Origin of the sequence: Sinosporangium siamense, from assembly GCF_016863435.1 — a bacterium.
Taxonomy (GTDB): domain Bacteria; phylum Actinomycetota; class Actinomycetes; order Streptosporangiales; family Streptosporangiaceae; genus Sinosporangium; species Sinosporangium siamense.
The window spans coordinates 133,789-155,374 of the sequence record NZ_BOOW01000032.1; the positions used below are offsets into that span (position 1 = coordinate 133,789).

Annotated in this window: 21 protein-coding genes; 3 read left to right on the forward strand and 18 right to left on the reverse strand. The window is 68.9% G+C overall.

The window, feature by feature from the left end; genetic code table 11:
• Positions 1-21: 21 nt before the first annotated feature.
• The 9 genes from Ssi02_RS25735 to Ssi02_RS25775 form a co-directional block, all read right to left on the reverse strand.
• Positions 22-1,449 (reverse strand): MFS transporter, encoded by a 1,428-nt coding sequence (locus Ssi02_RS25735; protein ID WP_204030107.1) that lies wholly within the window; start codon positions 1,447-1,449, stop codon positions 22-24.
• A 1-nt stretch (position 1,450) separates the two neighbouring features.
• Positions 1,451-3,304 (reverse strand): asparagine synthase (glutamine-hydrolyzing), encoded by a 1,854-nt coding sequence (gene asnB / locus Ssi02_RS25740; RefSeq protein WP_204030108.1) that lies wholly within the window; start codon positions 3,302-3,304, stop codon positions 1,451-1,453.
• Between the two features lie 60 nt (positions 3,305-3,364).
• Positions 3,365-4,534, reverse strand: coding sequence for a 5-aminolevulinate synthase (gene hemA / locus Ssi02_RS25745; protein ID WP_204030109.1), 1,170 nt, complete (start codon positions 4,532-4,534; stop codon positions 3,365-3,367).
• A gap of 51 nt (positions 4,535-4,585) precedes the next feature.
• Entirely contained in the window at positions 4,586-5,536 is a 951-nt protein-coding gene (locus tag Ssi02_RS25750) for a cytochrome d ubiquinol oxidase subunit II (RefSeq protein ID WP_204030110.1), read from the reverse strand.
• Complete coding sequence (locus Ssi02_RS25755) at positions 5,533-6,834, reverse strand: cytochrome ubiquinol oxidase subunit I (protein WP_239129675.1); 1,302 nt, start codon at positions 6,832-6,834, stop codon at positions 5,533-5,535. Before Ssi02_RS25755 ends, Ssi02_RS25750 begins: the two co-directional genes overlap by 4 nt.
• Before the next feature lie 85 nt (positions 6,835-6,919).
• Positions 6,920-7,588: a response regulator gene (locus tag Ssi02_RS25760; protein ID WP_204030112.1), complete on the reverse strand. Its 669-nt coding sequence runs from the start codon at positions 7,586-7,588 to the stop codon at positions 6,920-6,922.
• Entirely contained in the window at positions 7,585-8,778 is a 1,194-nt protein-coding gene (locus tag Ssi02_RS25765) for a sensor histidine kinase (RefSeq protein ID WP_204030114.1), read from the reverse strand. Before Ssi02_RS25765 ends, Ssi02_RS25760 begins: the two co-directional genes overlap by 4 nt.
• Positions 8,779-8,908: 130 nt before the next feature.
• Positions 8,909-10,870 carry an ArnT family glycosyltransferase gene (locus Ssi02_RS25770; RefSeq protein ID WP_204030116.1) on the reverse strand — a complete coding sequence of 654 codons (1,962 nt, stop codon included), beginning with the start codon at positions 10,868-10,870 and terminating at the stop codon, positions 8,909-8,911.
• Positions 10,854-12,824, reverse strand: coding sequence for an ArnT family glycosyltransferase (locus Ssi02_RS25775; protein ID WP_204030118.1), 1,971 nt, complete (start codon positions 12,822-12,824; stop codon positions 10,854-10,856). Before Ssi02_RS25775 ends, Ssi02_RS25770 begins: the two co-directional genes overlap by 17 nt.
• Positions 12,825-13,068: 244 nt before the next feature.
• Between Ssi02_RS25775 and Ssi02_RS25780 the strand changes: the two genes are divergently transcribed.
• On the forward strand, positions 13,069-13,446 hold the full coding sequence (locus Ssi02_RS25780; protein WP_204030120.1) for an SCP2 sterol-binding domain-containing protein: 378 nt from the start codon (positions 13,069-13,071) through the stop codon (positions 13,444-13,446).
• A gap of 68 nt (positions 13,447-13,514) precedes the next feature.
• Here the strand turns inward: Ssi02_RS25780 and Ssi02_RS25785 are convergent, their stop codons facing one another.
• From Ssi02_RS25785 to Ssi02_RS25820, 8 genes are all read right to left on the reverse strand, one after another.
• Entirely contained in the window at positions 13,515-13,727 is a 213-nt protein-coding gene (locus Ssi02_RS25785; protein WP_204030122.1) for a hypothetical protein, read from the reverse strand.
• 17 nt (positions 13,728-13,744) lie between these two features.
• The gene (locus Ssi02_RS25790) at positions 13,745-14,197 is read right to left on the reverse strand and encodes an anthrone oxygenase family protein (protein WP_239129701.1); all 453 of its coding nucleotides are present in this window, start codon (positions 14,195-14,197) and stop codon (positions 13,745-13,747) included.
• 69 nt (positions 14,198-14,266) lie between these two features.
• A complete protein-coding gene (locus Ssi02_RS25795) occupies positions 14,267-14,713 on the reverse strand; it encodes an SRPBCC family protein (RefSeq protein ID WP_204030125.1) in 447 nt (148 codons plus the stop codon).
• The gene (locus tag Ssi02_RS25800; protein WP_204030127.1) at positions 14,714-14,968 is read right to left on the reverse strand and encodes an acyl carrier protein; all 255 of its coding nucleotides are present in this window, start codon (positions 14,966-14,968) and stop codon (positions 14,714-14,716) included.
• Between the two features lie 64 nt (positions 14,969-15,032).
• Positions 15,033-16,241 carry a ketosynthase chain-length factor gene (locus Ssi02_RS25805; RefSeq protein ID WP_204030129.1) on the reverse strand — a complete coding sequence of 403 codons (1,209 nt, stop codon included), beginning with the start codon at positions 16,239-16,241 and terminating at the stop codon, positions 15,033-15,035.
• Entirely contained in the window at positions 16,238-17,518 is a 1,281-nt protein-coding gene (locus Ssi02_RS25810) for a beta-ketoacyl-[acyl-carrier-protein] synthase family protein (protein WP_204030131.1), read from the reverse strand. The genes Ssi02_RS25805 and Ssi02_RS25810 overlap by 4 nt, the downstream gene beginning before the upstream one ends.
• A complete protein-coding gene (locus Ssi02_RS25815; RefSeq protein WP_204030133.1) occupies positions 17,515-17,958 on the reverse strand; it encodes a cupin domain-containing protein in 444 nt (147 codons plus the stop codon). Before Ssi02_RS25815 ends, Ssi02_RS25810 begins: the two co-directional genes overlap by 4 nt.
• Before the next feature lie 12 nt (positions 17,959-17,970).
• The gene (locus Ssi02_RS25820; RefSeq protein WP_204030135.1) at positions 17,971-18,291 is read right to left on the reverse strand and encodes a TcmI family type II polyketide cyclase; all 321 of its coding nucleotides are present in this window, start codon (positions 18,289-18,291) and stop codon (positions 17,971-17,973) included.
• A gap of 161 nt (positions 18,292-18,452) precedes the next feature.
• Here Ssi02_RS25820 and Ssi02_RS25825 point away from each other — a divergent pair, with 161 nt between their 5' ends.
• Together Ssi02_RS25825 and Ssi02_RS25830 are read left to right on the forward strand one after the other, a co-directional pair.
• On the forward strand, positions 18,453-19,607 hold the full coding sequence (locus Ssi02_RS25825; protein ID WP_204030137.1) for an FAD-dependent oxidoreductase: 1,155 nt from the start codon (positions 18,453-18,455) through the stop codon (positions 19,605-19,607).
• 8 nt (positions 19,608-19,615) lie between these two features.
• Positions 19,616-20,302 (forward strand): N-acyl homoserine lactonase family protein, encoded by a 687-nt coding sequence (locus tag Ssi02_RS25830; RefSeq protein ID WP_204030139.1) that lies wholly within the window; start codon positions 19,616-19,618, stop codon positions 20,300-20,302.
• Here Ssi02_RS25830 and Ssi02_RS25835 read toward each other — a convergent pair.
• Entirely contained in the window at positions 20,293-21,570 is a 1,278-nt protein-coding gene (locus Ssi02_RS25835) for a bifunctional glycosyltransferase family 2/GtrA family protein (RefSeq protein WP_204030141.1), read from the reverse strand. The two genes, Ssi02_RS25830 and Ssi02_RS25835, sit on opposite strands and share 10 nt — an antisense overlap.
• Positions 21,571-21,586 lie beyond the last annotated feature (16 nt).

Genomic DNA, 21,586 nt, shown 5'->3' on the forward strand with positions numbered 1-21,586 from the left:
GTTCGTGATCTCGACGGCTGCTCAAGAAGCGCTGGAGGAGGTGACGCCCGCCCGCTGGGGCGCGCTCATGACGGTGGGACGGGGGATGCGCCACACCAGCAGCGCCGTCACGAGGTAGAGGGCGATCTCATACCAGTAGGCGGCCGCCATGGCTTCCGCCGTACCCGCCGCCGGGCCGCCGGACAGCAGGGTGAAGAAGAGCCCGCCGAGCAGCGCCACGCCCAGTGCGGTTCCGATCTGGGCGACGGTGTTGAGGAGGCCGGAGGCGGCTCCTGCGACGCTCCTCGGCACGCCGTCGAGAGCCGTGTGCAGCAGCATGGGCCCCATCAGGCCCATGCCGAAGCCGCCGATCAGCAGGCCCGGCAGCAGCCACCACACGGGCGTCCCGAAGGCCAGTGCGGCGTACTGCAAAGCCATGCCGGCCGACAGCAGCAGTGGGCCTGCGCGGAGGAGCGCCGGGCCGAATCTGCGTTCGTAGCGCATCATCGGCCGGGACAAGAGAATGCCCACCGGCCAGGGCAAGGCGATCAGGCCCGACTCCAGCGCGGACATGTTCAGCCCCTGCTGGAGGTGGATCATGAAGGTCATGAAGAAGGCACTGACGCCGCAATAGAGCAGCGTGTTGACGCCGAGACCGAGGCGGAAGGTGCGCAGTGCGAACAGGTCGGGCGGCACCAGCGGGGCGCCTCCCGCGGCGGCGACGCGCTGCTGGTGGAGGAAGAAGCCGGCCAGCAGGGCCGCTCCCCCCACCCCGAGCAGCACGCCGGCGAGCACCGAGCCCCCGAGGGAGCCGCCCTGCACCAGGGGGTACATCAGCGCCACCAGCCCCGTGGACACGATCGCCACACCCGCGAGGTCGAGCCTCGGGGGACGCTCCGACTTGGACTCGCGGAGCAGGATCAGGGCTCCGGCGCAGGTGAGGACGCCGATGGGCAGGTTGATCCAGAAGATCAAACGCCACGAGAAGTCCACGAGGAAGCCGCCGAGGAGAGGTCCGCTGACCGTGGCCAGGCTGATGACGCTGCCGTATACGCCGATGGCGAGCGCGCGCTCCTGGGGTTTGAAGAGCACCTGCGCCATCGACAGCACCTGCGGCACCATGGCGGCGGCCATCGCGCCCTGGAAGGCCCGGCCGAGGATCAGCAGCAGGCCGGTGCCCGCGACGGCGCAGAGCAGGGAGGCGAGGGTGAAGCCGCAGACGCCGGCCACGAAGACCCGGCGTCTGCCGTAAAGGTCGCCGAGCCTGCCACCGGTGATCAGAAGGGCGGCGAAGGCCAGGGCGTAGGCCGCCAGGATCCATTGCAGTTCGGTGTCGCTCGCACCCAGTTCGGCGCGGATGGCCGAGAGGGCGACGCCGACGATGGTCACGTCGAGGAAGTCCATAAAGACCGCCATCGAGGCCACGATCAAGGCGAGCCAGCGGCGGGGGTCGGGGGCCGTCTGATTCATGTCAGACGGCCAATTGCACGCTGTGCCCGCGCAGCCACGCGTCGAGCTGGAGGAGCAGTTCGACGTTGGTCCTGCTGAGCCAGCCACCCGCCAGGCTCCCCGGATCGGCGAGGAGCCGTTTCACCGCCTTCACATCCATCAGCGGCCTGACCGGTGCCGCTTGGTCGGCGAGAAGTTCGGAGAGTTCGGCGCGCAGGCCCTTGTCGTAGGCGGGGTCCTGAATGACGGGGAAGGGGGACTTGCGGCGGTGGAGCACGGAGTCGGGGAGAAGGTCGGCGACCGCGGACCGCAGCAGGCTTTTCTCCCTGCCGTCGTGGGTCTGCATGGACCACGGTGCGTTGTAGACGTATTCCACGAGACGGTGATGCCAGTAGGGGATCCGCACCTCCATGCCGAGCGACTGCCCGAGGGCCTCGACGTGGTTGTTCTGGTTCTCGGCGAAACGCGTCATGTTCGCGTAGCAGAGTTCCCGCATCAGCCGCTCGTCGGCGCTCGCGCCCGGGAGGTGCTCGACCTCGGCGCCGCTTTCCGCGAATCGCCTGCGGGCGTAGCCCGCGGGGTCGAGGCGGTGCAGGAGTCCCGGGTCGAGCAGGCCGCAGCCCAGGCCGGCGGCGTGCCCGCGCTGCTGCCCCACCGCGATCCAGGGGAAGGTGCCCGACCTGGCGATCTCCGGCTCGTGCTGCCAGGAGGTGCCCTGGAAGATCAGATCCGCGCCCTCGCCGACCATCGTGATGCGGGTGTGCTCGCTCGCGGCCCGCGCCAGGAGGTAGGCGGAGGTGTTCATGTCGCCGAAGGGCGTGGGCAGCTCTTTGACCCGGAGTACGGCGGCGCGGACGACGGGGTCGATCAGGTCGGCGGAGTCCACCACGACCTCGGTGTGGTCGGCGTCCAGGGAGGCGACCATCGCGGCCACATAGGGAGCGTCGGGTGCGGATCTCTGATCGTCCGGCCGGAACCCGTGGTCGTGGCCGGCGAAGCTCACGGCGAAGGTCCTGAGCCGGCCCTCACCTTTGTGGCGGAGCTCGGCGGAGGCCAGAGCGCTGATCGCGCTGGAGTCCAGCCCGCCGGAGAGCATCGCGGACAGCGGCGCGTCACCGGTCAGGTGCAGGCGGACGCCCTCTTGCAGCAGGTCGCGCACCCGCCCGACGGTCTCCTTGAGATCGTCGTCGTGGGGCTTGGTGGTGAGGCCCCAGTATCGGATGCTCTCCGTGCCTTTACGGGTGAAGCGCAGCACATGGCCGGCCCGGACCTTGCGCAGATCGCGAAACGGGGTGAGGCCCGGTGTGCCCGCGTAGGACAGCACCTCGCAGAGCCCCTCCGCGTCGACCGTGGACGAGACCTGCGAATGGGTGAGCACCGAGGTCATCGTCGACCCGAACACGACACCCGCCGGTGTGGTGGCGTAGAAAAGCGGCTGCACCCCCATGCGGTCGCGGGCCAGCAGGAGTGTCTCCTCGCGCTCGTCCCAGACCGCCGCCGCGAACGGCCCGAGGACGTGTTCGCAGAAGCCGGCCCCCCACTGGAGGTAGGCCCTGGCCAGCACTTCCCCGTCGCCCGTGGTCACGAAGCGGTGCCCGCGGGCGATGAGCTCCCGGCGCAGCTCGGCGTGGTTCAGCACCGTTCCGGTGTGAGAGACCACTGTGAGCAGCCTGCCGTCCTCGATGACCTTGACCGGGCCGGTGCGGGCTCCTTGGAGTGTGTGCAGCGCACGCCGTCCGAGTGCGGCGTGCCGTCCCGCCCAGGTCCCTTCGCCGTCGGGTCCCCGGCAGGCCAGGGTGCCCACCGCCCATGTGATGTCGGCACCGTGAGCGCGCAGGTCGCGCTCGTAGTCCACCCATCCGGTGAGTCCAGACATGTCACCCTCTCAAGCCTTGTATGCCTGAAGATGACGTTCGCTGGTGGCACTCGAACGGCGCTAAAACACCACTGGAGAGAGATCGGCTGCTCGTGGAAGAGCGTGCCGCTGCCATACCTCGTCGAGGGCCTCCACCAAGTGCTCGACCTCGCCCAGCGTATGCCGGGGGGTGGCGGTCACCCGGAGTGTTTCCGGCTCCGGGCACACCGATACGGCATGGCGCTCGAACAGTTCCCCGGCGATCCGTCGGGGATTGCCGCCCTCGCCGACGGTGATGGAGACGATGTGGCTGTCGGAGGGGGCGGTGGGAATGGCGGCCTGACGCAGCAGGTGCTTGAGATAGTTCGCTCGTTCGGTGAGCAGTTCCCGCTCGACATTGGAGGCCCGCAGGTGGCGGACGCCGGCGAGCGCGCCCGCGAAAACCGCGGGAGAGATGGAGTTGGTGAAGATCATGGGGGAGGCGAAGACCCGGACGGCGTCCACGAAGGCCGCCCGGCCCGCGATGTAGCTTCCGACGGCGCCGAACCCGTGCTCGAAGGAGCCCACGACCAGGTCGATCCGATCGGACAACCCCAAGGCGGAGGCCACGCCGCCTCCCTGGTCACCGTATGCCCCCACCGCGCGTGACTCGTCCAGGTAGACCATCGCGCCGTACCTCGCGGCCAGGGCACAGACCTCCGCGACCGGGGCGACGTCCCCCCGGGAGGAGATCGACTCCATCACCACGACTTTGGCACGTTCCGGATCCGCACTCGCCAGCAGCGTCTCCAGGTGAGGGAGGTGGGCGTGCCGGAAAACGATCCGCTCCGCACCGCTGTGGTGGATTCCGTGAGCGATCGACTCGTGGTTGAGCTCGTCGGAGAAGAAGACGGTCCCGGGGTGCGCCCTGCCGAGCATGCAGAGCGCGACGTCGTTGGCGCTGGAACGCGAGGAGAAGATCAGCGCCGACTCCTTGCCGTGGAGGCGCGCCACCTCGTATTCGAGGCGGCTGTGGTCACCCGTCCCCGGGTGCCCTTCCGCGGACAGCACTTTCTTGATGGCCGTGAGCACGACGGGGTGGTGGGCCATCGCCAGATAGTCCTCGCCGTGCCAGATGGTGAACGCGCGGTTTTGGATTCCGTCGCTGTAGAGCTTCTTGGGGAAATTCCGAGCGGCCCGCTCGATGTCCTCGAACGAGAAGGTCGTATGACTGCGGTCTCGGATTAATCGCTCGACGGTCGTGTTTGACATGCAATCGATCACGTGTGCCCCTAGAGCAGATTCCGCTGCTGTGAAATGCCGTCAGAAGAAGGAGACGCTCCCTTCTTTGACCCGCCGGTCGAACTTGCGCCACGCCCACACCTGCACCGCGACGACGAAGACGAGCGCGGCGATGCCGTAAAGGGCCAGCACCGTGAGGGTCCGCCCGCCCGCCGCGTGGCTCACCAGCTCGGGAGCCGTGCCGAGCCCGACCGCGAGGACCGGTGCGCAGACCGCCGCGGCGCTGAGCACGAAGAGCCCGGTGCTCCCGTCGAAGGGCCTCTGGCGGATCAGCCACATCGCCGCCACGGCGCCGAAGAGGGGGAACATCCCCAGCACTCCCGCCCAGCCCCGTGACGCGTAGCCCGCCACCACACCGATCGCCGTCGCCGCGCCGACAAGGACCAGGGCGATGCCCACGGCCCTGACACCGAGGCGCCGCACCTCCACGCTGAGACGCTCAGGCAGGCGGCGCGTGAGGAACACCGCGCCGTGGACGACGATCAGCGCGGGCAGTGTCACCCCCCAGATGACGGCGTAGGGGTCGAACAGCGCTCCCGCGGACAGGGGGAACGTCGGCATGCCCAGAAGCAGGTTGCCCAGGGCGAACCCCCACGCCACGATCAGCAGGCCGCTGCCCGCGGTTATGGCTCTCGCCCACAGCCTGCGCCACGCCGGGCTGCTGTCACGGAGCCGGAACCACAGTCCGGCGTCGCGGACGACCCATCCGATGAGGCCGGCGACGACGAACGGGTAAAGGCCGGAAATGATCTCACCCTCCACGACGGGGAACGCGCCCATGAGGACACCCGCGACCGCGACCAGCCACACCTCGTTTGCCAGCACGAACGGTGCGAAGGCCGCCACGGAGACGTCGTTGTCCTCACGCGTGCCGTACCTCCCGAGGAGCACGCCGGCCCCGAGCACGAACCCCTCAAGCACGAAGTAGCCGACAAGAATGAAGCCGAGAATCAGCAACCAGACGACATTCATGAGGCGCCCCTGCTTTCGACGGACAGATGAGTGGCCGGGGCGACGCCGGGGTTTTCCTCCGGTGTGACGTCGGCGCCCAGTTTCAACGCGGCCTCGTCGGCACCCCGCCGTACGAAACGCACGATGAGCGAATAGTCGACGGCGGCGAGCAGGAACAGAACCGCGGTGAAGGCGATCAGCGACCCGCCGATCGCGACCGGCCCGATGTCGCTCAGCGCGTCTTCCACACGCAGGAGGCCGTAGACGGCCCAGGGCTGCCGGCCGACTTCACGCACCAGCCATCCGCACAGGGCCGCCGCGAAAGGCAGCGGGATGAGGAACACCATGAGGTAGAGCAGGGGCCGCAGGCGGGTGCTCCAGCGCCACAACATCAAGGGGAGCAGGAGCAGCGCCGCCAGCACCAGCGCCTGGCCGATGTAGACCATGACCTGACTGGCGTCGTGGACCCAGGCCGGCGGGGTGAAGTCGCCGGGTCCGAATCTCGCCGCGAGCGCCTGTTCGGCCTTGGCCAGCTCCTCCGCGCTGCCACTGGTCAGCGAGGTCTTGGCCGGCTGGTAGCCACCGATGACAGGGAAGCTGGAGATGCCGCTGAACATGACGACGGGCGCGGCGACCGCGGCCACCACGAGGCCCATGCGCATGGAGCGGCGAAAGAGATCGACGTCCTTGGTGCGCTTGAGGAAGTGGTAGGCGCTGACACCGGCCACGAAGAAGGCGCCGACGCTGAGCGCGGCGGCGGTCAGGTGCGGCAGGGCCGCCTGCAGAGCGGGGTTGCTCACCAGGTCGCCGAACTCCGTCAGGCGTATGCCCTCCCCGTGCTTTTCGTATCCGACGGGGTTCTGCATGAAGGAGTTCGACACCATGATGAAGAACGCCGAGGCGTAAGCCGTCAGGGTGACGACGGCGAACGTCGCCAGGTGTAGCAGGCGCGGAAGCCTGTGCCAGCCGAAGATCCACAGCCCGAGAAACGTCGACTCGATGAAGAACGCGATGAGGGTTTCCAGAGCGATGGACGCGCCGAAGACGTCGCCGGTCAGCTTCGCCAGCCCACTCCAGTTGAGCCCGAACTGGAACTCCATCACGATGCCCGTGACGATGCCGAGCCCGTAGTTCACCAGGTAGATCTGTCCCCAGAACCGTGTCATCCGCTCGTAGACGCGGTTCTTGCCGAACACCCATCTGGCCTGCATGTATAAGATCAGCGGGGCCAGGCCGAGCGTCAGCGCGACAAACATGAAGTGCAGGCTCGTCGTCAGGGCGAACTCAAGCCTGGCGAGGTCGAGTGGCTCCATGGCCATGGACGCTAGATCCAGGTGGCCGCCTGAGTCGTCAGCCAGGAGGAGCGGCCACCGGCAGCCTTTCGGTGTATTCCGGCCGCCCGGACTAGCGTGAGCCGGGGACGACGAGTCCGGTCTCGTAGGCGATGACGACGAGCTGCGCCCGGTCGCGTGCCCGGAGCTTGAGAAGAGCCCGGCCGACATGCGTCTTCACTGTGGCGGGGCTCACAAAGACACGCTGCGCGATCTCCTCGTTCGACAGGCCCTCACCGACGAGTCCGACGATCTCACGTTCACGCTCTGTCAATACGCCCAGAGGCTTATCGTCGAGTCGTACTGTGGGGTCGCCGGAGACGAAAGTCTCGATCAGGCGGCGCGTGATGCTGGGGGATAACAGCGACTCCCCCCTGGCCACCAGGCGTACGGCACGGCGCAGATCGTCTGGGTCGATGTCCTTCAGCAGGAATCCACTGGCGCCGGCCCGCAGCGCGTCGAAGACGTAATCGTCGACCTCGAACGTGGTGAGCACCACGATCCGTGTGCTCTGCAGCGCGGCGTCGCCGACGATGGTCCGGGTGGCCTCGATGCCGTCCATGACCGGCATGCGGATATCCATGAGGATGACGTCGGGGTGCTCCGCACGGGCGAGCTCGACGGCCTCGGCGCCGTTCGCCGCCTCCCCGACCACGAGGAGGTCGTCGGCGCGTTCGAGCAGCGCGCGGAAACCGGCTCGCACCAGTGTCTGGTCGTCCGCGAGGACGATGCGGGTGCTCACTGGCCTCTCCCCTCCGTTGGCAACCACGCGTGCACGCGAAACCCTCCGTCGGGGGCGGGGCCGGCGGCGAGGTGGCCGCCGAGAGCGGCCACCCGCTCGCGCATTCCGGTCAGACCATGCCCGGGGGTGCCTCCGTCCGGCACACCCGAACCTCTGCCATTGTCGACGATCTCGATGGCTATGCCCTGCGGTTCGTAAACCATGGTCACTTTGGCGGTGGTGGCCCCTGAATGGCGGATCACGTTGGTCATCGACTCCTGAATGATGCGGTAGGCGCTCGCGTCGACCGCCGCAGGAAGATCGTAAACCTCTCCGGAGGTGCCCCACCCCACGGTGAGCCCGGCCTTCTGAGCCATGCCGACGAGGTCATCGACGTTCGACAGACGGGATACGGGAGCACGCAGTTCCTGGCCCATGTCGACCTGGCGCAGCAGATTGATGGTCGAACGCAGCTCGCTCATGGCCTCGCTGCTCGCACTGCCGATCACGCCCATGGCATGTCGGCTTTGCTCGGGTTTCTCGTCGAACAGCTCGACGGCCACCTTGGCCTGGACCTGGATCACCGTGATGGTGTGCGCGATCACATCGTGCAGTTCCCTGGCGATGCGCAGGCGCTCGGCCTCTATGCGGCGTTCGGCCTCGGCCTCCCGATCCTCGCGGGCCCGGCGCAGACGCTCACGCACCTCCTCGGCCAGCGCGCGCCGGCTCCGCGTCGTCTCCCCGAGGAACAGCGCCGCCGCCAGGAGCGCCGCCTGCAGCGTCGCCTTCTCCAGGATCAGCGTGAGCATGGAATCCCGCACGACGAACGCGCGGTATCCCATGCTGTAAAGCGTCAAGGCGCCGACCACGGCAGCCGCCCATCCGAAGTGACCACGTTCTGCGGCGGTGTAGGTGGCCACACCGAGGATGATCGCGATGGCCAGACTGGGATAGGCCAGCGAATGGTAGGCCAGCACCAGTCCGCAGCTCGCCACCAGGACCGGTAGCGGCCACTCGCGGCGGAAGATCAGGACCGCGCCCATGGCCAGGCCCATGGCGTAGGCCAGTGCGTTCGGAGGCTTGGCCCCGGCCTCACCTTCTGAGCCGGCGATCATCGCGATGACCGCCGCGGCGATGAGGAGGGCGATAAGGCCATCTAGCACTCGAGGCGGGACGCGCTCCAGTAGCGCTCGGAGAGCTCGAATGGGCATAGCGTGACCATAGGTTGGAGGAATCTCTTCGCGCGTCCCCTCCTGGCCGACAGGAACTACGCAACCTGGCGCGGATTGGGAGGGGAGCGGTTCGCCCATGTACGTATTCTGCCCCCATACCCGGGGAGGTTCACCGGCAGTCGAACAGGGCGGAAGAGCGTGCGGTCAGGGCATTATCGGTATATTGCGCCGCCGGAATTCGCCGGCAATTGGCCACCACCCACGCCTTGCGTTCCAAGGCGGTGTCGCTGTTGTAGGCGAAACCACCGATCAAGACGAAGCGGAGCCTGCCCGCGCCGACCAGTTCGGCCAGTCCGTCGGCGGTGAGGGCGGGTGCGGTGCCCGCGAAACCACCCATGGGGATGACCCGCATGCGATGTGTCCAGATGTACGGCGCCGCCGCGGTGGTGGCCGTCGTGGCCAGGTCGTATTCCTCGCCCGACGACCTCTCTTTGATGTAGGCCACGAGTTTCGGATCGGCCCCCACGGTCATCCACTGGTCCACGGTCGCGGGCAGGCCTTCCGGCTCCTGAGTGCGATCCGGTTCGGCACGTTCCTCACGCGCGGGCGGCGGGCCCGCCGCGGGGTCGAAGGTCATGAAGAAGGCGGCCAGCGCGTTGGGCGGCGTGTAGAGCGCGGACAGGGACCACAGCGCCAAAGGCGCGAGCGTCAGCACCGCCCCGGTCCCCATCACCACACGGCGCACACCCCTTCCCCTGCCGGTGTACCTCCCCGCGAGCAGGGCGGCACAGTAGACCACCGCCCCCACGACGGGCACGGCGGCCAGGCCGGGGAGGAACGAGCCCGCCCTCCCCACGAGAACGGCGGCGAGCGCCCCCGTCGCGGCGACCGCCGCCGGCAGCGTCCACCCCAGGGGGGCGCGGGAGCGCCACGCCCCCCGCATGGCGACCGCACCGCCTCCGGCGAGCGCGCCGACGGCCGGGCCGAGGACCGAGGTGTAGTAGGGGTGGATGCTCTGCGCCGAGCTCACGGCTGCGCCGTACACAACCAGCCACCCACCCCACAGCAGCCATCCGGCCTTCAAGGCGTCGGCGTCTGTGGTGTGGGTGCCGGGCGCGTCCGCGCGAGACCGCCGCCGCCAGGCCGCGATCACCCCTGCCAAAAGACCGATCAGAGCGAACGGCAGAAGCCACGAGACCTGGTCCCCCACCTCCGCGTTGAAGAGCCTGGCCACCCCGGCCGGCCCCCCGTGGTCGAGCGGGACCGGCATGCCGTCCGGCAGCACCGGGGGAAAGACGCCGTGGGCGACCTCGCTGACGCGGCCCCACAGGTTGTAGACGAAGGCCATCTCGAAGCCGGAGTCACCGGTGCTCCCGTCGATGTACGGCCGGCCGGACACGAACGCCACGAGCACCAGCCAGGCCGAGGACACGGCCAGCGCCATGGCTCCGGTCGCGGTGACCTTGACCAGCCGCCGCCGCAACGTCCCGCTCCCGAACGCGAGATGCACGGCGAGCAGCGGCGCCAGCACCACAAGGCCCTGGACGAGTTTGATGTTGAACGCATATCCGACCAGGAGCCCGGTGAGCAGCGGCCACCGCCATCTGTCGTCGCGGCGCATGCGCGTAGCGGTCCACGCCGCGGCCACCAGGGTGAGCACCAGGAAGGCGTCGGGCAGATTGAGGCGCGTGGACACCACGACGGAGGGTGTGCCCGCCATGACCGCGGCGGCGATGAGCCCGGCCGAATCACCCGCGAAGCGCCGGACGACGGCGAACAGCAGCGGCACGGTGGCGGTGGCCGCCAGCACCTGCGGAAGGAGAAGCGCCCACGTGTGCGGGCCGAACAGCATGACCGAGAGAGCCTGTGGCCATATCCCGCCCGGTGGTTTGTCGATGGTGATGAAGCCACTCGGATCGAAGGCGCCGAAGAGGAAATTACTCCAGCTCTCCGTCATGCTTATCGCCGCCGCCGCGTAATAAGTGTTGACTACATTGGCGGGCAGCCCAAAGGCATAAAGCGCGAAGGCCGATAAGGTAACGACCGCCAGCGCGATCTGTGTCCGGCGCCATGCAGGAAGGGTTTCGGCCGCCCTCACAGGTGACTGTGCCGGCTCAACGACCAAGCTCATGACTCTCCTTGCAGTCGTAGAGGACAGGCGCCCGCTGCACGCGTCGAGCGCCATATGCGGAGGGGGCGACAGGCCGGCAGGACGTGTGGACCCACGAGGTCCGGTCGCGGTTGGCGCGGTTCTGCACCCCATAGCCGCCTGTGAGGACATAGCGCACCTGCCCCTGCTCCACCAGGGAGGCGAGTTCCTGCGCCGAGGGCCGGGGGCCGCCGCCGGTGAAGCCGCCCATGGGCAGCACCGCGCTCCCGAACCGCGCGATGTACGGCGCCGCCAGCTCGGCCCCGGTCGTGGCCATCAGGTAACGCGCCTGCCCTTGACGCCGGCGCAGATAGTTGTGAAGGCCCTGGTCGGCGTGGGGGATGGCGGAAATCAGCGCCGCCTCGGCCGCTTTCAGCTCCTCCGCGCGCAGGGGCCGCCGCACTTTGAGCATCGCGGCGGCCTTCGCCTCGTAGTCCGACGGGCCCGCGACCGGTTCGATCATCGCGAAGAAGGCCCCCACCGTCGAGGTGGGGCGGTCGAGGGTGGCGGCCGACCAGACCGCGGGGCCGAGGAGCGCTCCCGCCGCGGCGACCCCCGCTCCGAGCAGACCGACCGGCCTGCCGCCGAACTCGCTGATCTTCGAGACCACCAGCAGGAACAGCGCGACACCCCCCGCCGCGGCGACCGCCGTGGCCGACCACGGCGGCGCGTACGGCACGTCGCCGAGGATGACCACCGCCCACACCGTCGTGACCACGATCAGCAGGGGAAGCAGCACAGGACCCGGCCAGGGGCCGTTCCAGAGGCGCGCGGCGGCCACCGCACCCGCACCGGCCAGTGCCGCCACCGCCGGCGCGAAAGAGCTCGTGTAATAGGGATGGACACCCTCGGCGAAGCTGGTGGCGAGGCCGTAGGCGAGGAGCCAGCCGCCCCAGAGCAGCCAGCCGGATCTGAGGAGGTCGGTGCGTGGCGCACGCCGCGCCGAGAGAAGCGCCACGGCCAGGGAGATGAGCGCGGCGGGCAGGAGCCAGCCGATCTGGGCCGCGTGCTCGGGGCCGAGGAGCCGCAGCGGCCCGGCCGCGCCACCCGCGGTCAACGGCGCGGGACCGAGGCCCTCCTGCCCGGCGTCGAGGACCCGGCTCAGGCCGTTGTAGAGGAAGAGCATCTCCCAGACGGAGTCGCCGGCGCTCCCGTCCATGTAAGGCCGCGCCGCCGCGGGCATCAGCGCGGCGGTCAGCGGCCAGAACAGGGAGACGGCCAGGGCGAGCGCGGAAGAGGCGGCGACATGCAGAGTACGGCGACGCCACGGCGGCGGCGCGCAGCACAGGTAGACCGCCGCCACCACACCCCACAGGATGACCGCCTGAAGCATCTTCGCCTGGAACCCCAAGGCGAGCCACAACCCGGCCCAGGCCATGCTTCCGGCCCTGCCCTCCTTGAGCCCCCGCGTCGCGCAATAGACCACCGCCAACAGGCAGAACATGAGGTAGACATCGGGGGCGTTGATCCTCGCGATGACCGTCCACACGGGTGTCGTGACCAGCACCGCAGCGCCCGCGAGCCCCGCGGCGGGGCCCGCCCACCGCCGGACCGCCGCATAGAGCAGCGGCACACACCCGGCCATCACCAGCGCCTGAGGCAGGAGCTGCGCCATGTCGCTGTAACCGAACAGCCGCACCGACAACGCCTGCGGCCACAGCCCGCCCGGAACCTTGTCCACGCTGAGAAATCCGGCCGGGTCAAACCCTCCCCACCAGAAGGCGGACCAGCTCTCCGACATGGTCCGCACGGCTGCCGCGTAGTAGGCCTGGATTCCACTCGGCCGTCGCTCGATGCCCCAGAGATAGGTCACGGCGGCGAGCACCGTCATGGCGGCCACCGCGACGGTGTGAAGGCGGTGGCCTTTCCGGCTCTCCTCAGGTGTTTCCGGAGGCGGGAGGGCGAGCGCCGCACTGGTGTCCATGGTCGCGCTCATGGCCGGTCCTCTCTCTCGTACTCACGCGGCTCGTGCTGAGACGGCTCGCTCTGACGTGGGCGTGTCATGTGCCGCCGGCCGGGAAACGGCGCGGGCCGGTTCCGACACGGGATGCGTTTCGCCAACGTGGGGCCGAACCCTCAACGGAGGCTCGAAAACGGCTCGAGGAGACCACCAGCGTGGGTCGAGAGGTCCTTGAGCACGCGCCACCACGATGTGGTTGACCTACGGTGAAGGAGGACGCATGAGCGACGGCGATCGGAGTCAGGCGGATCTCAGGGAGATCTCCGACCCGCGGATGTTGATCGACGAGGTCTTCGTCCGTCTGCGTGAAGGCGCCGAGCCGGAACGTTTCCGGGGCGAGCGCGGGGTGTTCAGGTTCTTGATAGCGACCCCGGAGGGGGAGGTCTCCCGGTTCGTGATCGTCGAAGACGAACAGTGCCGTGTGACGGCCGAGCCGGAGCAAGAGCCGGGTGTCACGCTCTCGTTGTCGCTGGACGACTTCGTCGCCCTCGCGACCGGCGAGCTCAGCGGCCCCGACGCCTTCATATCGGGGCGGCTGACGGTCGGCGGAGACCTGTTCCTCGCCATGAGGTGGGGCGACTGGTTCGGCGCCCGGTGAAGCCCGGCAGGCCGGCGCAGACGTTGTCTGCGCCGGCCTGCCTTTGCGGCTGACCTTCGACGGAGAGGTCAGCCGCGCTCCGGCATCTGCCGCGACTCCGGCCGGTCGAGCGCGTCGGCCTGGCGGCGTTCCTCGGCCGCCAATTCCTCTTGGCAAAGCCACTGGGCCACGTCGGGCGGGAGGCAGGGATAGCCCCAGACGGCCATCCATGCGAGTGACCTCCACGCCCGCGACGTGACGTGCACGAAGAATCTCCGGGTTCCCCGGCGTCCCGATGTCATCCCACGGCCTCCTTGGCCTACAGCAGGAATCCGACCGCGGTCGCGTTGAGGAGCAGGCCGGTGGCCGCCAGCGACGTACGCACCAGATTCCAGTTGCGCCACCGGACCCGGGGGTCCAGTCGCTCCCAGTCTTCGGGCAGATTGTGTGGGTCCAGGCTGTAGACCCACTTGTTGATCGGGACGTTCCGCAGCAGGGAGACCGCCACGGTCGCCAGGTAAACGGCGACCGCCGAGCCGAAAAGTATCGATGCCGTGAGCGAGGGCGTCACGACGGCGAGCACGACGTCCACGACCAGGGCACCGCACAGGCAGAGCGGCATAAACGGATCGAAACGCCGAACGAGAAACTGGTGTACCGGCACATAGTTCTCGGTCGACAGCGCGAGCAGGAGCGGCGCCCCGCCGAGCGCGGATATCACCAGTCCGCCCGCCGCGAGCCCCGAGCAGAGCAGGGCCAGGGGCACCAACACCGTGATCAATTTGTCCTCCCCCTCCGGAGCCCGCCCCTCCCACCGCGCCGCGGGAGGGGCGGGACACTCCTACCGTTTTTCGATGACCGCCTTGATGTGGATCATCTCCTTCTGCGTCTGCTCGTTCAGGTGATCCTCGGCACCGTGATCGTCCACGGGCGCGTCGGGGCGCACCTGGAACTCCTGAATCCAGCGCAGGCGAGTGCCATCGGGAACCTCCTCGTACTCCCACCTGAGGTTCATGTACTCAAGAAAGGGCCCGGTCTCTATGCGCCTGGCTGTCACGACACCGGCCGCGGGGTCGAGGGTGCGCTCAGAGACCCAGCTCCACACCCTGCCCTCTTCATCCGGATGCGTGGTCAGCCGGAATCGCACGACGGATCCCTCGCGCTTGAGCACCTCGGCCGCGGCGTACTCAGTGAACAGCCGGGGCCAGCTCTCGATGTCGTTGGTGATCCCCCAGACGGCTTCGAGAGGCGCCTCGATGACCACCGAGTTATCGGTACGGCCGGCCACTCAGGCCACCGACTCGCGGTTCACGTAGTCCAGCACGGCCTGGGGCGTGGTCATCTCGGCCACCGCGTCGTCCGAGATGCGCACGCCGATCTCCTGCTGCACCCGAGTGGCGATCTCCAGGACGGCCAGGGAGTCGAAGTCGAGTTCCTTGAACGGCACGTCGAGGAAGTTCCGCGACAGGTCGACGGGGTTGCTGTCCTGGTCGGCGCAGCTCTGCATGATCTCTTTGAGGTTCTCCAGGGTGAACGTGCTCATGGGATCGCCTTTCGATGAGATTTCGGATGGTGTGCGTTGTGGCGGTGCGTTTTAGGGGATGGCGTTACGGCAGGGCGCGGACGACGATCGCCGTGCAGAAACCTCCGAATCCGCGCGCCACGACGAGCGCGGTGCGCACGGGCGCCGGCCTGGGTTCGCCGAGCACGAGATCGAGCTCGTCGCCGGGAACGGGGTCGGCCACGTTGACCGTCGGCGGGATCACCTGGTCGCGAATGGCCAGCAGCGCGGAGGCGACGTCGAGCGGGCCTCCACCCGCGTAGAGCCGGCCCGTCATCGTCTTGGGCGCCGTCACCGGCACGCCGCGCGGCCCGAACAGCTCGCGCAACGCCCGTGCCTCCTGCCGGTCGGCGGCGAAGTCGCCGAGCGCGTCGGCGAACACCACGTCGACGTCGTCCGGCCCGGCTCCGGCGGCGGTGAGGGCCTTGACGATGACACGCGGCAGGACGTGTCGCGAGCCGGGGTCGAAGCCGGCGGCGTAGCCGGCGATCTCGCCGTAGAGCCTCGGCGCGCCCCGCTTCACCGCCGACCCGTAGTCCTCCAGGAGAAGGACGGCTCCGCCCTGGCCCGGAACATATCCGGCGGCGGCCCGGTCGAACGGCAGGTAAGCGCGGTGCGGATCGCTCCGATGGCTCAGCAGGCCCGTGGTGAGCTGCGCGGTGAGCCCGGCGGGCGACAACGACGCGTCCGTGCCGCCGGTCACGATCAGGCGCAGCCCCTCACGCCGCACTTGGCGCACCGCGTGCCCGATCGCGTCCAGCCCGCCCGCCTGCTCGGCCACCAGCACACCGCACGGGCCGCGCATCTTGTGCCGGATGGAGATCTGGCCCGTGGTGGCCGCGTAGAACCACGCCACGGCCATGTAGGCGCCCACGTGCTCGGGCCCCTTGCTCCACAACTTCTCCAGCTCACGCTGCCCGAAGACGGTCCCGCCTGAGGAGTTGGCCGTGACAACCCCCATCTCGTATTCCCCGAACGCCGCCGGATCGGCCTGGGCGTCGGCGAGCGCGGCCTCGGTGGCGGCCAGGGCCAGATGGGTCATGTGGTCGGTCTGCGCGCGCAGTTTCCCGGGAACGCGGACCTCGGCGTCGAAGCCGGGCACCTCACCGGCGAGCGTGCAGGGATAGCGGGAGGCGTCGTAGAGCGAGATCGGCGCGATCCCGCTCTTGCCGGCGAGGGTGTTCGACCAGTAGTCGTCGGTGCCGTTTCCGTTCGGCGCGAGCACACCGAGGCCGGTCACCACCACGCGGCTCATGCCGGCACCGCCTCGCCGGCCCCAAGCACCACCGCGGTCTGGAACCCGCCGAACCCGCTGCCGACGCTGAGGACCACGTCCACAGGCGTCTCCCTGGCCGTGTTCGGCACGTAGTCCAGATCGCATTCGGGGTCGGCGTGCTCAAGGTTGGCTGTCGGCGGCACCAGGTCGTGCTCGATGGCGAGGATGCTCGCGGCCACCTCGATCGCGCCGATCGCGCCCAGCGAATGCCCGATCATGGACTTCACCGAGCTCATCGGCACCTCACGGGCACGATGCCGGAAACTGCGCTTCACCGCGGCGGTCTCGTGCCGGTCGTTCTGGCGGGTGCCGGAGCCGTGCGCGTTGATGTAGTCGACCTGAGAGACATCGACCCCGGCGTCGGCCAGGGCGGTGTCGATGGCGACGGACAGCTCCCTGCCGTCCTCCTTCAACCCGGTCATGTGATAGGCGTTGGCCCGGCCGGCGTAGCCGAGGAGCACCGCCCGTTCCGCGGCCATGCGGCGCCGCGCGTGCTCCCGCTCCTCCATCACGAAGACCGCCGCCCCCTCGCCGAGGACGATGCCGTCCCGCTGACGGTCGAAGGGGCGGCAGGCGTGCCCGGGATCGCTGTTGTTCGGCGTCGTGGCGCGGAGCGCGTCGAAGCAGGCCATGGTGATCGGCGAGATGGGCGCGTCGGCGGCTCCGCAGACCACCACGTCGGCGGAGCCCTCCTCGATGAGCCTGGCCGCGTATCCCACCGCGTCCAGCCCCGACGTGCACCCTGTGGAGACGACCGACACCGGTCCCTCCGCCCCCACGCCGACCGCGATCTCGGCGGCCAGCGAGCTCGGGACCATGTAGTTGTAGCTGTACGGCACCGCGTATTCCCAGTCGGTCAGCCACTTGCGGCCGCCGTCGCTCACCACGGCGTACTCCTGCTCCATCATGATCGTGTTTCCGACGGCGTTGCCGATCGCGACCGCGACGCGGTCGGGGGGCACGTCGTCCAGGACCAGCCCGCTGTCGGCGAGGGCCTCCCGGGAGGCGACCACGGCCATCTGCGCCACCCGGTCCATGCGCCGCACCTCTTGCGGCGTGAGCCCGAGAGCGACCGGGTCGAAGTCGCACTCCGCCGCCACCTGGCAGCGGAACCCCTCGGGATCGAACAGCGTCACGCGCCGGGTGGCGGTGCGGCCGTTGGACATGAGATCCCAGAAGGGACCGATTCCGAGTCCGCCGGGTGCCACCACCCCCATCCCCGTGACGACGGGTATCCGCGCCCGCCTTCCGCTCATGGCGCACCCCCCACCTGCGGGTCGGCCTCGTCGGTCAGCGGCGTCTCCAGGTCGACGTGGCCGAGCTCGGGCAGGGGGGCGAGGGGGCTGCTGTGGAACACGACGCGGACGGGCACGTCGCCGTTGTTGACCAACCGGTGGGCGGCGCCCTTGGGAATCATGCACGCCTCCCCACCGCCGATGACCGTTTCCCGGCCGGCGACGTTCAGCGTCAACTCGCCCTCGATGACGTAGACGAACTCCTCCGAGTAGGGGTGGTAGTGCTCGATCACCCGCTCCCCTGGAGCGAGCGTTCCCACCCCGCCGAACCCGGAGGTCGCCTCCACCGTATTCGGGCTCAGCACGACCCGGATGTCACCACCCCGCTTCCGGTTGGACCGAACGGAGGCGAACGAGATCTTCTTGATCGGACCGGAAGGGGTGATCGGGTGCTGTGACATGCGGCTGCTCTCCTACTCGGGCTGCCAGGTGTAGAAGGGAGTGGCCATCGAGTCCTTCGGCTCGCGCCACTGCGGGTCGTAGGGGGTCATGTAGCGCGCGAGTTTCCTGTTGATGTCGTCATAGAGTTCGTGGTCGCGCGCGGAATACAGACGTGGTGTGATCTCCTCCTCTGCCTCCACCAGGTGAAAGTAAAGGCCGTGGAAGAGAAAGAGCGTCCGCCTGGTCACACCGATCATCTTCGGCAGCTCGGTCTTATCGGACTCCGCGAAAATGTCGGCGACCGCAGGCGCGTCCTCGGGATTCAATCGTGCGACGATCAGAGTTCTATGCATATCGTCTCCACAGGCTCGAACTCGCTTATGTCGGAGCCTGCCCGGGAGACCTCAAGAACGCCTTGAGAAACGCTGGACCGGAAAAGCCTGTCCGAATTCGAGGGTTCGGAAATACTATACGAGCTGTTTCTGCTGTTTTCCGGTTCCCTCAGGCGGTTCATATGAAAACTCAGCGCACCCGGGCCGGTGAAATGTATGACGTGCTCGTCGTGGGAGCGGGGCCCGCCGGCCTGACCGTGGCCGCCGGGCTCGCCCGCCACGGCGTCTCCTGCCTGGTCGTGGAGCGCGGCGAGCACCCACCGGCCGGCGCTCACTGCCTGGTAGTGCAGGCGGCCTCCGCTGCCGCCCTCACGACCGTCGGCGTCGATGTCGCGGCCATACCTTCGAGCGCCCCCCTGCGCCGGCGGGTCTTCCACGTCTCCCGGCACACCGAGACCCGCCCGCTCTCCGCCCCCTCCCTCGTCGTCGGCCACGACGGCATGACGCAGCTCCTTTCGGCCGCCGCACTGCGGTATGGCGCAGCCGTCGAGACAGGCGCCGACGTGGTCGGCGTCCACCAGGTGGGCGGCCTCCACGGGGACGGGCACGTCCAAGTGCGGGTTCACTCCCGGGACCATCCAACCTTGGGTGACTCAAACGGGGCTCACTCAACCGAGCCGCGATCCGGCCGCGCCGACATCCGTCGCGCCCGGTGGGTGGTCGTCTGCACAGGCACCGACGACACCCTGACCCGCGCCATGGGGCTCGACTGGATGCCTTCGCACCCCCGCCCGGTGCGCTGGCTGGGGGTGAACGCCGTGGTCACCGGGGTGCCCGGCCTGGGTCCTGAGGAGGAGCACATCTTCCACGGCCCCCATGCCAACCTGGGCCTGCTGCCTCTCCCCACCGGTGGTCACCGGCTCTTCTCGGTCGCCGCCGACCAGGCTCGGCCACCCCGCGACGCGGGGGAGTTCGAGGCGTTCGTGCGCCGCATCACCGGCCTCCCCGCGACGTTGTCCGAGGTCGGCGACCTATGGCGAACACGCCCCGGGTCGGGCCGGGCGCCGGCGGCGCGCCGCGGCAGGGTCCTCACCCTCGGTGCGGCGCGCCGCCGGCTGCCGCTGCCGGTGCAGTGCCTGAACGCCGCGATCGAGGAGGCGGTCCACCTCGCCGATGAGCTGGCCGGCGTGGTGCACGGCAGGCGTCCCCACCACGCCTTGGAGGCTCATGCCGTGCGGCATGGCAGGGCAGCCGAGCGGCTGATCTCCGAGGCCTGGCGGATGGTCGATTACGCGACCACTCCGGATCCCGAACAGTGGCTGGCCAAACCCCGATGAGGTCTCACATGAAGCTCTATCTGCTCAGCACCGGAACGATCGCCGCGATCCGCGCCCCCGTCCCGGTCTACCTGATCCGCACCGACGACGGCGACATGCTCGTGGACTCGGGGTGCGCCCCCGGCGCGCAGGGGGGCATCGTCGTCGCGCCCGAGCAGCATCTGCTGCCTCAACTGGCCGCGCTCAAGGTCGCGCCGGAGGATGTCAGATATGTGATCTGCACGCATCTCGACCCCGATCACTGCGGCAGCCACCGGGCCTTCACCTCCGCCCGGTTCGTCGTTCAGCGAACCCACCTCGACCTGGTCCGCGACGACGCTCCGCCCCGGATCGCGGAGTGCCGTGCGCAATGGGACCTGCCGGCCGACCGCTACCTGCCCGTCGAGGGGGACACCGAATTCCGGCCCGGGATCGAGCTGATCGCCTCCGGCGGCCATGTGCCCGGCCACCAGTCGGTCCTGGTCCGGCTTCCCGAGACCGGGCCTGTGCTCCTCGCCGGCGACGCCATACCGATGGAGATCGCGCTCAATCCCGAACGGCGGCCGATCTTCCCCTTCGACATGGACGCAGCCGCGACCAGATCGTCGACGGCCCGGCTGACGGATATCGCGCGGCGGGAGAACGCGCTTGTCGTCTGCGGGCACGACGGTGCGCAGTGGGCCGGACTGCGCACCGCTCCGGACTTTTACCGCTGAGCGCCGCTCTTCCGGCCGGCGCGTTTCCCGGCGAAGACCCAGTCGCGCATGAGGAGGAATCTCGCCACCGTGCCCACCAAGGCCGAGGTGAGAAGCACGAGTGTTTCGTAGACAAGCCCGGCGCCGGGATTCATGCGCTGCCACAGCAGGGTGCACAGCGAGGTGAACAGGAAATAGAGCGTGAAAACCCCTAGACCCTTGAGGTGGGCCTGCAACTTCTTATGGGCCCCCGCCGATCGGCGGAAGGTGAGACGCCTGTTCGCCTCGGTGTTCAGCAGGGTGCACAGAATCAGGGCCGCCAGATTGGCCCCCATCACCGGCCACCATTCCCGCAGCATCATGTAGAGAAGACCGTGAGCGACGGTGGAGACCGCCCCCACCGCGCAGAAAAGCAGCACCTGCCAGATGCGTTCGACCCGGTTGCCGTTCCCCGTGCGCGCGTCGGGGTGGAATGGCGCTGGGTCTGCGCGCCGGCGCACCGGGATGTCCGCCGTGCGGTTGAGCCGGGCGCGGGCCACCCGGACGAGGCCCTTGATGTCGGCCCATGCCGTACCCGCGATGGCGACCCGGCTGTCGACGTCCTCCACCCAGTCGACGGGCACCTCGTAAAGCCGCAGTCCGTTGTGATGGGCGAGCAGCAGCAACTCGGTGTCGAAGAACCACCCGTCGTCCTCGACGCGCTCCAGCAGCGTCGCGATGGACTCGCGCCGTGCCGCCTTGAATCCGCACTGCATATCGGTGTGGGGCACACCGTGGACCAACCGTACGAGCATGTTGTAGCCGCGGGAGATGAACTCGCGCTTGAAACCGCGGATCGTGCGGGATCCGGACGCGAGACGCGAGCCGATCGCGATGTCGGAGTGATCGCTGATGAGAGGGGCGAGCATCGGGAGTATGGCGTCCAGGCCCGTCGACAGATCGACGTCCATGTAGGCGACGATCTCGGCGTCGCTGGACGACCACGCGGTGCGCAGGGCTCTGCCGCGGCCTTTCTCCTCCAGTCGTACGACGCGCAGGCCGGGTAGCTCGGCGGCGAGTTCACGCGCCACGTCGCAGGTGCGGTCGGTGCTCGCGTTGTCGACGACCGCGAGGTTCCATTCGTAGGGCAGGGTGGCCGCGAGATAGGCATGAAGGGTACGGATACATCCGGCCAATGCCCGTTCTTCGTTGTAGACCGGGATGACGATCTCGACCCGAGAGGCCCGCTGCAGCGTCAGCGCGGCTCCACCGCCTGTCTCCGCGGGCAACTCGGCGGGGCTGTCGAACATGGGAGTCTCCAGCGAT

Bases quoted from the DNA above. Each gene is read 5' to 3' on its own strand.
- Ssi02_RS25735 (WP_204030107.1), bottom strand. From the start codon at position 1,449: ATGAATCAGACGGCCCCCGACCCCCGCCGCTGGCTCGCCTTGATCGTG.
- asnB (WP_204030108.1), bottom strand. From the start codon at position 3,304: ATGTCTGGACTCACCGGATGGGTGGACTACGAGCGCGACCTGCGCGCT.
- hemA (WP_204030109.1), bottom strand. From the start codon at position 4,534: ATGTCAAACACGACCGTCGAGCGATTAATCCGAGACCGCAGTCATACG.
- Ssi02_RS25750 (WP_204030110.1), bottom strand. From the start codon at position 5,536: ATGAATGTCGTCTGGTTGCTGATTCTCGGCTTCATTCTTGTCGGCTAC.
- Ssi02_RS25755 (WP_239129675.1), bottom strand. From the start codon at position 6,834: ATGGCCATGGAGCCACTCGACCTCGCCAGGCTTGAGTTCGCCCTGACG.
- Ssi02_RS25765 (WP_204030114.1), bottom strand. From the start codon at position 8,778: ATGCCCATTCGAGCTCTCCGAGCGCTACTGGAGCGCGTCCCGCCTCGA.
- Ssi02_RS25770 (WP_204030116.1), bottom strand. From the start codon at position 10,870: ATGAGCTTGGTCGTTGAGCCGGCACAGTCACCTGTGAGGGCGGCCGAA.
- Ssi02_RS25775 (WP_204030118.1), bottom strand. From the start codon at position 12,824: ATGAGCGCGACCATGGACACCAGTGCGGCGCTCGCCCTCCCGCCTCCG.
- Ssi02_RS25780 (WP_204030120.1), top strand. From the start codon at position 13,069: ATGAGCGACGGCGATCGGAGTCAGGCGGATCTCAGGGAGATCTCCGAC.
- Ssi02_RS25785 (WP_204030122.1), bottom strand. From the start codon at position 13,727: ATGACATCGGGACGCCGGGGAACCCGGAGATTCTTCGTGCACGTCACG.
- Ssi02_RS25800 (WP_204030127.1), bottom strand. From the start codon at position 14,968: ATGAGCACGTTCACCCTGGAGAACCTCAAAGAGATCATGCAGAGCTGC.
- Ssi02_RS25805 (WP_204030129.1), bottom strand. From the start codon at position 16,241: ATGAGCCGCGTGGTGGTGACCGGCCTCGGTGTGCTCGCGCCGAACGGA.
- Ssi02_RS25810 (WP_204030131.1), bottom strand. From the start codon at position 17,518: ATGAGCGGAAGGCGGGCGCGGATACCCGTCGTCACGGGGATGGGGGTG.
- Ssi02_RS25815 (WP_204030133.1), bottom strand. From the start codon at position 17,958: ATGTCACAGCACCCGATCACCCCTTCCGGTCCGATCAAGAAGATCTCG.
- Ssi02_RS25820 (WP_204030135.1), bottom strand. From the start codon at position 18,291: ATGCATAGAACTCTGATCGTCGCACGATTGAATCCCGAGGACGCGCCT.
- Ssi02_RS25825 (WP_204030137.1), top strand. From the start codon at position 18,453: ATGAAAACTCAGCGCACCCGGGCCGGTGAAATGTATGACGTGCTCGTC.
- Ssi02_RS25830 (WP_204030139.1), top strand. From the start codon at position 19,616: ATGAAGCTCTATCTGCTCAGCACCGGAACGATCGCCGCGATCCGCGCC.
- Ssi02_RS25835 (WP_204030141.1), bottom strand. From the start codon at position 21,570: ATGTTCGACAGCCCCGCCGAGTTGCCCGCGGAGACAGGCGGTGGAGCC.